General features: G+C 49.1%; 11 protein-coding genes. 6 read left to right on the top strand and 5 right to left on the bottom strand.

The annotated features are described in order from the left end of the window. Positions 1-46: 46 nt before the first annotated feature. The 3 genes from metF to LRP50_RS10920 form a co-directional block, all read right to left on the bottom strand. Positions 47-937, bottom strand: coding sequence for a methylenetetrahydrofolate reductase (gene metF, locus LRP50_RS10930; RefSeq protein WP_274164489.1), 891 nt, complete (start codon positions 935-937; stop codon positions 47-49). Positions 938-1138: 201 nt separating this feature from the next. Next, on the bottom strand, positions 1139-3583 hold the full coding sequence (locus LRP50_RS10925; RefSeq protein WP_274164488.1) for a bifunctional aspartate kinase/homoserine dehydrogenase II: 2445 nt from the start codon (positions 3581-3583) through the stop codon (positions 1139-1141). Beyond that, positions 3583-4746, bottom strand: coding sequence for an O-succinylhomoserine (thiol)-lyase (locus tag LRP50_RS10920; protein WP_274164487.1), 1164 nt, complete (start codon positions 4744-4746; stop codon positions 3583-3585). The genes LRP50_RS10925 and LRP50_RS10920 overlap by 1 nt, the downstream gene beginning before the upstream one ends. A 208-nt stretch (positions 4747-4954) precedes the next feature. Here LRP50_RS10920 and metJ point away from each other — a divergent pair, with 208 nt between their 5' ends. Next, positions 4955-5272 (top strand): met regulon transcriptional regulator MetJ, encoded by a 318-nt coding sequence (gene metJ, locus LRP50_RS10915; protein ID WP_028025883.1) that lies wholly within the window; start codon positions 4955-4957, stop codon positions 5270-5272. Between the two features lie 183 nt (positions 5273-5455). On the opposite strand, the gene LRP50_RS10910 is transcribed toward metJ, so the two are convergent. Then, complete coding sequence (locus LRP50_RS10910; protein ID WP_274164486.1) at positions 5456-6706, bottom strand: malic enzyme-like NAD(P)-binding protein; 1251 nt, start codon at positions 6704-6706, stop codon at positions 5456-5458. Positions 6707-6989: 283 nt separating this feature from the next. After that, entirely contained in the window at positions 6990-7202 is a 213-nt protein-coding gene (gene rpmE / locus LRP50_RS10905; RefSeq protein WP_274164485.1) for a 50S ribosomal protein L31, read from the bottom strand. Positions 7203-7474: 272 nt separating this feature from the next. Between rpmE and priA the strand changes: the two genes are divergently transcribed. The 5 genes from priA (at position 7475) to hslU (ending at position 13518) form a co-directional block, all read left to right on the top strand. Further along, positions 7475-9670, top strand: coding sequence for a primosomal protein N' (gene priA, locus LRP50_RS10900; RefSeq protein ID WP_274164484.1), 2196 nt, complete (start codon positions 7475-7477; stop codon positions 9668-9670). Between the two features lie 154 nt (positions 9671-9824). Further along, positions 9825-10853, top strand: coding sequence for a DNA-binding transcriptional regulator CytR (gene cytR / locus LRP50_RS10895; protein WP_274164498.1), 1029 nt, complete (start codon positions 9825-9827; stop codon positions 10851-10853). A gap of 81 nt (positions 10854-10934) precedes the next feature. Beyond that, on the top strand, positions 10935-11510 hold the full coding sequence (locus tag LRP50_RS10890; protein WP_274164483.1) for an SPOR domain-containing protein: 576 nt from the start codon (positions 10935-10937) through the stop codon (positions 11508-11510). A 135-nt stretch (positions 11511-11645) separates the two neighbouring features. Continuing rightward, positions 11646-12170, top strand: coding sequence for an ATP-dependent protease subunit HslV (gene hslV / locus LRP50_RS10885; RefSeq protein WP_017009572.1), 525 nt, complete (start codon positions 11646-11648; stop codon positions 12168-12170). Between the two features lie 13 nt (positions 12171-12183). Then, positions 12184-13518 carry an HslU--HslV peptidase ATPase subunit gene (hslU, locus tag LRP50_RS10880; RefSeq protein ID WP_274164482.1) on the top strand — a complete coding sequence of 445 codons (1335 nt, stop codon included), beginning with the start codon at positions 12184-12186 and terminating at the stop codon, positions 13516-13518. Positions 13519-13583: the final 65 nt, after the last annotated feature.

Raw genomic sequence — 13583 nt, 5'->3', positions numbered from 1 at the left:
GTCGCGACGGCTTTCTTATTTTAGGGTTAACGACACGCTAAACGCTCTAAACGTTTGGGCGCACACCCAAGGTATGACACATAGCGTAAGTCAATTCCGCACGATTAAGTGTGTAGAAATGGAAATCTTTCACACCTTCACGGCTCAGTACTCGCACCATATCAATGGCTTGGCTTGCACCTACCATTTGACGCGTCACAGGATCATCTTCTAACCCCGCAAATTGATTATGCATCCAGTTAGGAATTCGCACATTGGTCATGTTGGCAAATTTTGCCGCCTGTTTAAAATTCGACACAGGCAAAATCCCAGGAATAATCTCAACATCAATGCCTGCCGCAACGCAGCGGTCGCGAAAGCGCAAATAGCTTTCCACATCAAAGAAGAACTGAGTGATCGCACGGTTCGCGCCTGCATCCACTTTGCGTTTCAAGTTAATCAAATCTGCCTGAGCACTTTTTGCTTCTGGATGAACTTCAGGGTAAGCCGCAACCGAAATATCAAAGTCCGCTTCGCCTTTCAGTAGTTCAACCAAATCCGACGCATACATCTCTGGCTTTTTGCCTTTCTCTGGCAAATCGCCACGTAACGCGACGATATGGCGAATACCACTATTCCAGTAGTCACGCGCGATGGTTTTGAGTTCTTCACGCGAGGCGTCAATGCACGTTAAATGTGGGGCGGCTTCAATACCCGTTTCTTGCTTGATGCTTTTTACGATTGAATGGGTGCGATCACGCTCACCCGAGTTCGCGCCATACGTGACGGACATAAACTTAGGTTGAAGATTTTTTAGACGTTGAACCGATGCCCAGAGCGTTTGTTCCATCGCTTCTGAACTAGGTGGAAAGAATTCAAACGACACATTGATATCGCCGCTTAAATCAGAAAGGTTCTGATTTAGTGAATCCAGATGGCTGGCATGTGAATAACCCATAACGTCTCCCTACTTCGGTGTAAGTTCACCGAGAAATCCTTGATGACGACATCCGTTTAGCCGTCTATATGTCTAGATATTGAATTGCGAGCAACTCAATGTCAACTTGCTTATCGTGAAATTTCTTCATGATCAATATGCATCTTACTCACATAAAAAAAGCAGAGGTTAACCCTCCGCTTTTTTTCCTCGCTTTTCTTGTTATTTAAGCAAGGATGCGATGCGATTCAAATCAGACAATAATGCACCAGCAGTAACGTCCCTCCCTGCACCGGGACCGCGTATCACCAATGGGTTTTCACGATACCATTGGCTTTCGACCGCAAAGATATTGTCACACGGCAGCAAGTTCGCCAGTGGGTGTTCATCAGAAACAACCTCTAAACCAACACGCGCTTTCCCATTACGCGTTAAACGAGCCACATAACGCAACACACCATTTTCTGCTTGGGCTTGCTCCAACCACTCTTCCAGCGCTTCATCAAGTAACACACTCTGATCTAGGAAGCCGTCGAGTGACAACGATGCCAATGCCTCTGGCACTAAGGATTGCACTTGCACCTGCTCTGGTTCTACATCAAGACCCGACTCGCGAGCCAATATCACCAACTTACGCATGACATCCGCACCGCTAAGATCTTCTCGCGGGTCGGGTTCCGTTAGCCCTTGTTGCCATGCTTGCTCTAGCAGCTCACTAAATTTAACGTCACCGTTAAATTGCTGAAAAAGCCAAGATAATGTACCCGAGAAGATGCCTGACAGCGCGATAATCTGATCGCCACTTTCGCGTAAGTCTCGCACAGTATGGTTCACCGGCAACCCGGCGCCCACGGTAGCATTGTAAAGCCAGTAGCGACCCGTCTTAGCAAACGCATCTTGTACTAGATGGTAATGCTCACCGCTTGCAGAGCCTGCCACTTTGTTGGCAGAGATAAGGTGATAACCGTGCTCTGCCAAATCAGGATATTGACCCGCCAGTGGCGCACTCGCCGTCACATCAAGCACGACAATGTCGTCATAAGGATGATTGAGCAGGTTCTGTATCCAGTCTGTTGCTTCGTAAGGCGTCGCGCGCTCGCTAAAGTGTTCCATCACAGCGTCAGCATCAATACCCGAAAAGTCGACCCACTGATGATGACTATCTTGCACTGAAATGAGTTCAAAGTTCATGCCGTGGCGTTTTTCTAACGCGCCTTTTTGTTCACTAAATAGTGATAACCAACGGCTACCAATGTTGCCTTTCCCCAGCAGTACTAAGCCTATGCGACGCTGCGCTTGGAACAAGGCACAATGGATATCTGCCACTAGTGACGACGTATTCGTTTTACGCAGCAGTGCCGCAATGCTCAGCCCACTGTTTGATTCGCTGATAAATTCAATCGGCTGACCACGCAGTTGTTGATAGAAACCGTGACAATGAACTGGGTTCGCCGTGACGCCCGCCCCCACTGCCGCCACAAGGCTAAAGCCTTCACGCAATCGAATATCAGCAGGAATGCCCGCATCTTGCAGTTGCTCAAGCACACTGTTGACAACTTCAGCGGTGTAAGCCAACTGAATACGATATTGATCAGCACTGGCAGACAAGGCCAATGGCTGAATTTGATTGCGTGTCAGCAATCGTTCGATATCACGTCGCGCCACATGAAAATCATGACCTCGCGGCACATCAAGTTGGAGTAGGCACACATCATTGAGCGAAGTGATAATTTTGGCACCACGTCCTGATGCCAGCACGCGCTCGATACGGGTCGACCCCGATTCGGGATCGTAGCTACAACGTAGATTTAGGTCGATGCAGCTTTGCGCCACAGGCTGCAATGTACGAGTGTGAAGCACGGGCGCAGCAAGGCGAGCAAGCTCTGCCGCTTCATCGAGACGCAATAGCGGCAATAAGCAAGCATCATCAACAAGACGAGGATCTGCACTGTAAACCCCTGCTACATCACTCCAAATAGTCACACGGCTCACATCGGCAAGCGCACCAATAATGGTCGCAGAATAGTCCGAACCATTTCGCCCTAACAACACCGTTTCGCCCAATGCGTTTTGAGCCATAAATCCAGTGATCACGATGCGGCGCTGGGTATGTTGCACCAATTGTTCTTTCAACAAAGGCCATGAACTGGCGCGATCGACTTCCGGCTGAACCGAACGTTCTGCACGCAAGAAACTGCGTGAATCGAGCTTCACAGCGGGCATGTCTTGCTGCGTCAATAACGCTGACAACAAACGTGCAGACCACACTTCACCAAAACCTTGCGCCCAAGATCGCAGAGCAACACCCAGTGCGCTCTCGGCGACCTGCGCCATACTGCTGAAATCTTCATACAGAGCGTCAACCAGGGATTGCTTGGCTTCGCCTTCAATCAGATTTTCAATCAAATCTTGCTGATACTTACGCAAGCTTTGTAGGGTTTCGTGGGCCAAGCGTCCATCTTTATCCAACAATCCTAGCCATTCGATAAGGCGATTGGTGGTTTTACCGGCGGCTGAAACGACAATAATGTCTGTCGCACCACTATATTGCGCCAGAATTCTCGCCACTCGGCGAAAACAGTCTGGGTCGGCAAGGCTGCTACCACCAAATTTATGCAACTGGCGGGACGGCGACTGCTGAGGGGATACGACTTCAACCGCGCTCATTACTGATTCTCTCTCACTTTATCGAATGCTTGTTTCAGGTCGGCGACCAAATCCGTATGATCCTCCAGACCGATAGATAAACGCAAGAGGGTTGCAGCAATACCTGCTTCCGCTTGCGCCTCGTCAGACATGGCGCGATGCGTCATCGAGCCTGGATGTGTGACTAAGCTTTCTACGCCACCAAGGGATTCTGCCAATGAAAAGAGTTCGAGTGCATTCAAGAACTGCTTCAACTCGTTATCACCCCCTTCGAGCTCAAAGCTCAACATGCCGCCGAAGCCTTTTTGCTGCTTCTTGGCTATGTCATGGCCTGGGTGCTCTGGCAATGCCGGATGGTAAATAACACGGACCAACGGCTCAGTTTGCAAGAAGGCTAGGACTTCTGCGCTATTCTCTTCGTGCTGACGCATCCTCGCGCTCAACGTTCGTAACCCACGTAAGGTCATATAGCTATCAAACGCGTTACCGGTTGCGCCGATACAGTTACCCCACCACTTCAACTCATCCGCCAATGCTTGCTCTTTAGCAACCACCACACCGCCGACTGTATCAGAGTGACCGTTGATGAATTTCGTGGTCGAGTGCACCACAAAGTCAGCGCCAAGATTCAGCGGCTTTTGCAATACAGGAGATAAGAACGTGTTATCGACCCCAACCCACGCCCCCACAGCCTGTGCTTGCTGGCTAATCGCTTCGATGTCGACAACGCGCAATAACGGGTTTGATGGGGTTTCAATCCACACCAACTTAGGATTCTTTGCCAACGCTGATGCCAATGCGGCTTCATCAGACTGATCAACAAACTCAATCTTAAATGCGCCTTTGCGCGCACGGGAATCAAACAAACGGTATGTGCCGCCATAGCAATCATGCGGGGCAACAATAAGATCATCGGGACCAACTAAAGAAAGCAGCAGATTGATGGCAGACATGCCACAGTTCGTCACTACCGCACCCGCGCCGTTTTCAAGCTCAGCAAGCGCCGTCTCTAAAAGGTTACGCGTTGGGTTACCACCACGCGCATAGTCATACGTCGGCACTTCGCCGAACTCAGGGAATTCGTAGTTGGTAGAAAGGTAAATAGGAGGAACCACAGCATTGTGCTGAGAATCGGTAGTGATGCCAGTGCGTACGGCAATCGTGGCTGACTTCTTGTCGCTCATGGTGTCTTTCCCTGTCAAAATGCGATCATAATACGAGCAGATAGGCTCAACCTTAACCACTCACAATCAAGACGTCAATACTTCTGGACGTCTATATGTCTTTACATGTAGCGGTTAATATCGCTAAAATTCGAAATTCATCCAACCTGGGCATCATGCTTCCGGTGTTGACAGCGATTTATCAATGAAACTGCTTAGAAGGTGCACGATGGCAGAGTGGAATGGCGAATATATTAACCCTTACGCCGAGCACGGTAAAAAGAAAGAACAAGTAAAGAAGATCACCGTCTCTATCCCACTGAAAGTGCTTAAAATCCTGACAGATGAGCGTACGCGTCGACAGGTCAATAATTTACGTCATGCCACCAACAGTGAACTGTTGTGCGAAGCGTTTTTGCATGCCTACACAGGCCAACCGCTACCAACAGATGACGACATTCGCAAAGACAAAGCGGATAGCGTGCCTGCCGAAGTGAAGCGCATCATGAAAGAATTAGGTATCGAGTTTAACGACGAAGAATATTGATTTCATCGTCGCAATGACAAAGTTATGACAAAAAAACCAGCCGATTGGCTGGTTTTTTTTCGTCGAAAGAAAAACAGTACTATTTTCCTTCAAAGTACGACAGAAGAGTGAAACGTCTCCGAGGCCGTTACTCGTCTTTCGTGCCGATATTTTTCTTCCGTACTTTTACTTATCAGCCATCTATTACTTATCGGCCATATAGTTTTCTGGCATTTCAATACGCGCAACGCCTGACTCAACCGCAGCAACCGCAACGGCTTTAGCAACGCGTGGCAATAGGCGTGGGTCCATAGGCTTAGGAATGATGTAATCAATACCAAAGCTCAATGCATCAACGCGGGCAGCCTTTAATACATCAGCGGGTACGGGCTCTTTCGCCAGTGAACGAATTGCTTCAACCGCCGCTAACTTCATTTCATCATTGATGCGGCTTGCACGTACGTCTAGTGCACCACGGAAGATGAACGGGAAGCAAAGTACGTTATTCACTTGATTCGGGTAATCTGAACGACCCGTTCCCATGATCAAATCATCACGCACTTGGTGTGCCAGCTCAGGTTTGATTTCTGGATCTGGGTTTGAACACGCAAACACGATCGGCTTTTCAGCCATCAGCTTCAAGGCCTCTGGTGGCAGCAAGTCTGGGCCAGAAACACCCAAGAAAATGTCTGCACCTTCGATCACATCTTCCAATGTGCGTTTGTCCGTGTTGTTGGCAAACAGTTGCTTGTATTCGTTGATGTCATCACGGCGCGTGTGAATCACACCTTTGCGGTCAAGCATGTAAATCTTTTCACGCTGCGCACCACATTTGATCAGCAGTTCCATACACGCAACTGCCGCAGCGCCCGCACCTAAACATACGACAACAGCGTCTTCGATGTTTTTGCCTTGCAGCTCCAACGCATTCAGCATACCTGCTGCCGTGACGATCGCCGTACCATGTTGGTCATCGTGGAAAACCGGCACGTTACAGCGCTCAATCAACTGCTTTTCAATTTCAAAGCAATCGGGAGCTTTGATGTCTTCAAGGTTGATACCACCAAAGGTGTCGGAGATATTAGCAACTGTGTCGACAAACTCTTCAATGGTGCGATGTTTGACTTCGATATCAATCGAATCTAAACCGGCAAAACGTTTGAACAGAAGGGCTTTACCTTCCATGACAGGTTTAGAGGCTAGCGGGCCTAGGTTACCCAAACCCAGAATAGCGGTGCCGTTTGAAATAACCGCAACCATATTGCCTTTCGCAGTATATTTATAAACGTTGTCAGCATCTTGTGCGATTTCACGAACAGGCTCTGCCACACCCGGGCTGTACGCCAACGCTAAATCTTCCACGGTATCAGCAGGCTTGGTCACTTCTACCGAGATTTTACCAGGCACAGGATAGGCGTGATAATCCAGCGCCTGTTGGCGTTTGTCTTCAGACATGTTGTTATTTCCTGATTTTATTCATCGTTATTGGTTAAAAACCTTGTCACGTTAACGATCTCGCAAGCGATAAGATCAATCCGTAACAAGTTAAGGGTGAGAACATCCTTACCCTAAATATAATCATAAAATGTTAACGCAGTGAGAATGTGAGAACCACCCCAATCCGCGGTTATTCTTCATTAGTATCTTTACTGATTTATGTGACAGGTCGTATATGCCGATTCAGGCATAAAAAAAGGGAGGTGCTTTCGCACCTCCCTTTTTTTCGAAATCTGCAATATTACTTGCTAGACAACGCACCGAAACGCTTGTTGAAGCGATCAACACGGCCGCCAGTGTCAACAACACGTTGCTTACCAGTGTAGAATGGGTGGCATTTGTCACACACATCTAGGTTAATGTCTTTAGCCATAGTTGTGTTGAATTCAAAAGTGTTGCCGCAAGAACATTTTGCTGTTACTGCTTTGTACTCTGGATGGATACCAGCTTTCATAGGGATAACCTCTAATATAAGGCCGTGTCGCTCTCCCGAGCCTATCGGGCACCACACGTCGTTGACAAAAATTTGTAGGCGCGAAATTCTAATCAAGGAGACCTGTGATAGCAACTTTTTTGTTCAATTCATTTGCTGGTAGCAGGCTAGCCCTTTGGTGGCGCGACTCAAAAGAAAACGTATTTTAGGCTTTGCACACTTGTTTACCCGCATGTTTACCATAGGTACACTGTCGCGATAACTTGGCTTAACCACCTAGACGCTAGGACCTCATGATCCCAACCATCGCTCAAGTGGCATTACCCGTCCCGCTTCATAAGACCTTTGATTATCTGATTGGCAGTGACATGCCTGTGGTCGGTGGACGAGTGCGCGTGCCGTTTGGCAAGCAATTCAAAATCGGTATCGTGACGGCACTGACTGACCAATCTGATTTCCCGCTCACCCAACTCAAACCCATTAATGCTGTGCTCGATGATGCGCCACTTTGGCCTTCTTCTTTATATAAGGTATTAAACTGGGCGAGTCGCTACTATCAATACCCATTAGGTGACGCATTAGCCACGGTGATGCCGGGAAGCCTAAGAAAAGGGAAACCTGCGCATCGCGAGCGCGAACGCGTGTGGCAACTAACAGATGCGGGAAAAGATCAGCCCATCACAACATTGACCCGCGCACCTAAGCAGGCTCGGATCCTGACGATGCTGCGCAGCGGCGCAATGGCGCATAGCGATTTACTAGAAAGTGACCTCAGCGCCACCGTCATTAAAGGTGCGGAAGAAAAAGGCTGGATTGAAATCGTACAGAATATGCGTCCCAAGCCTTGGACGACTGACTACCGCATCGTCGAAGACAAGCCAACCTTGAATCACGAACAAGCGATGACAGTGGCAACGATCAACGCAAGCCAAGAGTTTGGGTGTTACTTGATTGAGGGCGTCACGGGATCTGGCAAAACCGAAGTGTACCTCAACGCCTTGGAGCCAGTACTGGCTCGCGGTCAACAAGCCCTGATTTTAGTTCCTGAAATCGGGTTAACACCGCAAACCATCAACCGATTCAAACGTCGCTTTAATGTGCCCGTTGAAGTGATGCACTCAGCGCTTAATGACACTGAGCGACTCAATGCATGGCTGGCAGCCCGAGACAATGAAGCGGCCATTATCATTGGTACGCGTTCGGCCTTGTTTTCACCGTTTAAATCACTCGGCATTATTATTGTCGACGAAGAACACGATGCGTCTTATAAGCAACAAGACTCTTTTCGTTATCACGCCCGCGATCTTGCAGTGATGCGTGCACATGAAGAAAACGTGCCAGTGTTACTTGGCTCCGCCACGCCATGCTTAGAAAGCTTACACAACGCAAAGACAGGTAAATATCACCACCTCACGTTATCCAAACGTGCGGGTAACGCTATTAAAGCGAAACATGGCGTACTCGATATTCGTGGGCTGTATTTAGAGGCGGGATTATCTGCACCGCTGATTGCTGAAATGCGAAAGCACCTTTCTGAAGGCAATCAGGTGATGCTCTTTTTAAATCGTCGCGGATATGCGCCTGCGCTCATGTGCCATGAGTGTGGTTGGCTGGCTGAATGTAAACGCTGTGACGCGTTTTATACACTGCACCAACAGAGCAGCGAATTGCGTTGCCACCATTGTGGAACGCAGCGCCCTATCCCCCATCAATGTGGCAGTTGTGGGTCAACACAGCTGATCAGCGTCGGCGTCGGCACTGAGCAACTCGAAGCGCAGCTAGAAAGTCTCTTTCCTGAATTCAAAACCATTCGGATTGACCGTGATAACACCCGCCGAAAAGGGTCACTAGAAGCCTACCTTGATGCCATTCACAACAAGGACTACCAAATCCTCATTGGCACACAGATGTTGGCCAAAGGGCACCACTTCCCCGATGTCACTCTCGTGGCATTGGTGGATGTAGACAGTGCGTTGTTCAGTAATGATTTTCGTGCGCCAGAGCGTCTCGCTCAATTGTTTGTGCAGGTCGCAGGGCGTGCGGGACGGGCAAGTAAACCCGGCTTTGTTTTATTGCAAACGCATCACCCAGAACATGCCTTGCTGCAGTCGCTCATTCATAAGGGGTATGACAGTTTTGCCACCGAAGCGTTGACTGAGCGACAGCAAGCCAATCTGCCCCCATACAGCTTCTTTGCTCTATTTCGTGCAGAGGCCAACCAAAGTGAGCATGTCGAGCAGTTTCTGCAGCAAATCAGAACCATACTGGATGCGTCCCCCATACCCAATGATGAATGCGCAGCAATGGGCCCCGCGCCTGCGCCGCTTCCACGCCGTGCAGGACGCTATCGCTGGCAATTGATTTTTCAAGCACCAAATCGGCGGATATTACAACAAAGATTGTCTGCCGCATTGCCTGCCATTCGTCAGCTTCCTTTGTCGAAAAAGGTGCGTTGGTCTTTGGATATCGAGCCTCAAGATATGAGCTGAACAAGTTTCATTCACTTAAGCCGACTAAGATCACAGTATTCTTGTAATAACTGTTAACATGACCATGTTTAATACATCGTCATCAGATTAAGATATGACCTGTTAACAAAAAGTCTTATTGCTGAAGGTCCCTAATCGGGAAGCATTGCCATACATTACGAGCAAGAGGAAAAGCACTATGGCGACAATGAAGGATGTTGCCCATCTGGCTGGCGTCTCTACGGCGACAGTATCGCGTGCGTTGATGAACCCGGAGAAGGTATCAGCGTCGACCCGCAAAAAAGTCGAGCAGGCGGTGATGGAATCAGGGTACAGCCCTAACTCGCTCGCAAGAAATCTTCGTCGCAATGAGTCAAAAACCATTGTGGTGATCGTTCCCGATATTTGTGATCCCTACTTTACAGAGATCATTCGTGGTATCGAAGAAGCTGCCATGGAGCACGGTTACTTAGTGCTGCTTGGAGACAGTGGACAGCAAGCAAGCCGAGAAAGCTCATTTGTGAACTTAGTTTTCACGAAACAAGCTGACGGCATGCTCCTTTTAGGGACCGATCTTCCGTTCGATGTCAGCAAACCCGAGCAAAAGAACCTGCCACCTCTTGTGATGGCTTGTGAATATGCTCCAGAGCTCGAATTGCCAACGGTGCACATTGATAACCTTACTGCTGCATTTGAAGCCGTGAACTACCTCACTCAGGTAGGCCACAAGCAGATCGCGCAGATCACAGGGGATCCGAATGCAGCATTGACGCAATTTCGCGTTCAAGGCTACCAGCAGGCACTTCGTCGCGGCGGAGTGACCGTTAATCCGGCCTATACCGTTGCAGGTGATTTCACCTTTGCAGCTGGCGCTCGAGCAATGACGACCCTGTTGTCTCTGCCGACACCGCCAACCGCGGTATTCTGTCACTCTGATGTGATGGCCATCGGTGCACTTCAGCAAGCTAAACGTTTAGGCTTTCGTGTTCCGCACGATATCTCTATCGTCGGTTTCGATGACATCCAGTTTGCAGAGTATTGCGACCCAGCACTGACCACGGTTTCTCAACCTCGCTATGACATTGGTCGTCAAGCCATGCTCATGTTGTTGAAGATACTGAAAGGCAATGATGTTCAAGCTGGTTCACGTTTACTCGATGCACAATTGGTGATCAGAGAAAGTGTGGCACCACCATCACGCTAAACTGATAAGCTAGGTACTGGCGCGCTTTCGAGCAAGCCAGTACCATATAGCCCCAACTCGCAGAAAAAGATATCCGAATCAGTGGCAACCCGAGATTATGTCAAACGCGGAAAAGCACCGCGAAAACCCACCAGAAACAGCAAAAAGCCGCCTCCAAAGTCGGGCTTCCCGATTAAATGGGCGCTGATAGCGTTAGTCTTGGTGGCAAGCTTTGGCTATGGTCTCTATTTTCTAACCACCAGCGAACCACCTGCACAGCCTGAGCCTAAAGAGGCTGTAACCAAACCTGTCAATAAGCCATCAAAACCGCAGAAGAAAGAGGAAAAAGTCATTCCTCCTAAACCTGAGGAGCAGTGGAGCTATATTGAAGAGCTGGAAAATAAAGAAGTGCAGGTTGAAGCGAATGAACAAGAGCTTTCTAGCCGACCTTATCTGATGCAGTGCGGCGCCTATCGCAGTGCCAGCCAAGCGGACGAACGTAAAGCGATGATCGCGTTTCAAGGCTTAGAAAGTCACATCAAAACCAGTCAAGGTGAGAAAGGCATTTGGTATCGCGTTGTCATGGGGCCTTATCCTTTGAAGCGAGAAGCCGAGCGCGACCGAAACCTTTTACGCCGTGCAGGCATAGAGCCTTGCGCTATCTGGTACTGGAACTAATCCGCCTCAATATAAAATCAGGGTAAAGACCGAGTTCTCACTCTCTTTGCCCTTGAATTTATCTTTTCTCATCCCCACTTCCTGCTTAACAACCCATACTGGCTATAGGCCAGAGAGCAAAGAAGAGGTTCTTCCGTGACGACTATCGTTTCTGTTCGCCGCAACGGCAAAGTAGTAATCGCCGGTGATGGCCAAGTGTCACTGGGTAATACCGTAATGAAAGGCAATGCCCGCAAAGTTCGCCGCCTTTACAACAATAAAGTATTGGCAGGCTTCGCTGGCGGTACCGCCGATGCCTTCACCCTATTCGAACGTTTCGAGCGTAAGCTGGAAATGCACCAAGGTCATCTGACCAAAGCCGCGGTTGAACTCGCTAAAGATTGGCGTTCTGATCGTGCACTGCGCAAACTAGAAGCCCTGCTTTGTGTGGCTGATGAAACCGCCTCTCTGATCATCACTGGTAACGGCGATGTGGTTCAGCCAGAGCACGATATGATTGCTATTGGCTCAGGCGGTAACTTCGCACAAGCTGCTGCTATTGCTCTGCTTGAAAACACCGAGCTAGATGCACGCGAAATCGCGGTAAAATCTCTGACCATCGCTGGCGACATCTGTGTCTTCACCAACCAGCACCACACCATTGAAGAACTTGATTACTAAGCAGGATCCCAGCATGTCTGAAATGACCCCACGCGAAATCGTGTCTGAACTAGACCGTCACATTATCGGTCAAACTAAAGCCAAACGTGCCGTTGCTATCGCGCTGCGTAACCGTTGGCGTCGTATGCAGCTTAACGAAGATCTGCGTGCCGAAGTTACCCCTAAGAACATCCTAATGATCGGTCCTACCGGTGTTGGTAAAACCGAGATCGCTCGTCGTCTAGCCAAACTGGCCAACGCACCGTTCATCAAAGTCGAAGCCACCAAATTCACCGAAGTGGGTTATGTGGGCAAAGAAGTGGAAACCATTATTCGTGACCTCACTGACGTCGCGGTGAAAATGACCCACCAGCAAGCCGTGGAAAAAGTAAAATTCCGCGCTGAAGAATTGGCTGAAGAACGCATTCTGGATGTCCTACTGCCGCCACCGCGCGATGCATGGGGACAATCAGAAGAGCCAAAGCCCGATTCGAACACGCGTCAAAGCTTCCGTAAGAAAATCCGCGAAGGCAAATTAGACGATAAAGAAATCGAAATCGATGTCGCAGCTCCGCAAATGAGCATGGAAATCATGGCCCCTCCGGGCATGGAAGAAATGACCAACCAGTTGCAGGGCATGTTCCAAAACCTCGGTGGCGGCAATACGTCTAAAAAGCGCAAAATGAAGCTTAAAGACGCGCTAAAAGCCGTGACGGAAGAAGAAGCGGCGAAACTGGTTAATCAAGAAGAATTGAAAGACCAGGCAATCCACATGGTAGAGAACAACGGTATCGTTTTCATCGATGAAATCGACAAGATCTGTAAGCGTGGTGAAAGCTCAGGCCCAGATGTATCTCGTGAAGGTGTACAACGTGACCTGCTTCCACTGATTGAAGGCAGCACGGTTTCGACTAAACACGGCATGGTCCGTACTGACCACATCCTGTTTATCGCATCAGGCGCATTCCAAGTGGCAAGCCCGTCTGATTTGATCCCAGAACTGCAAGGTCGTCTGCCGATCCGTGTTGAACTGGAAGCGCTATCTGCTGCTGACTTCCAACGTATCCTTGTTGAGCCTAATGCTTCGTTGACTGAGCAATACTCAGCGCTGATGGGAACTGAGCAATTCAATCTGACCTTCACGCCGGATGGCATTGAAGAGATCGCTAACGCAGCGTGGCGTGTCAACGAGCGTACTGAAAACATCGGTGCTCGTCGTCTACACACTGTGATGGAGCGTTTGGTTGATGAGGTTTCATTCGACGCGAGCGAGCGTGGTGGTGAGTCTGTTGAAATCAACGCAGAATACGTGCGTAGCTGTCTAGAAGAGTTGGTTGACGACGAAGATCTCAGCCGCTTTATTCTGTAATCACACAGCATCAATCAAAATCGGGTGGCTTAGGCTGCCCTTTTTTATTACCTTTGCTTTGCCTT

The organism is Enterovibrio gelatinilyticus (genome assembly GCF_028683095.1).
Lineage (GTDB): Bacteria > Pseudomonadota > Gammaproteobacteria > Enterobacterales > Vibrionaceae > Enterovibrio > Enterovibrio gelatinilyticus.
The sequence above is the reverse complement of the archived record's forward strand: the minus strand, read 5'-3'. Positions and strand labels throughout refer to the sequence as shown.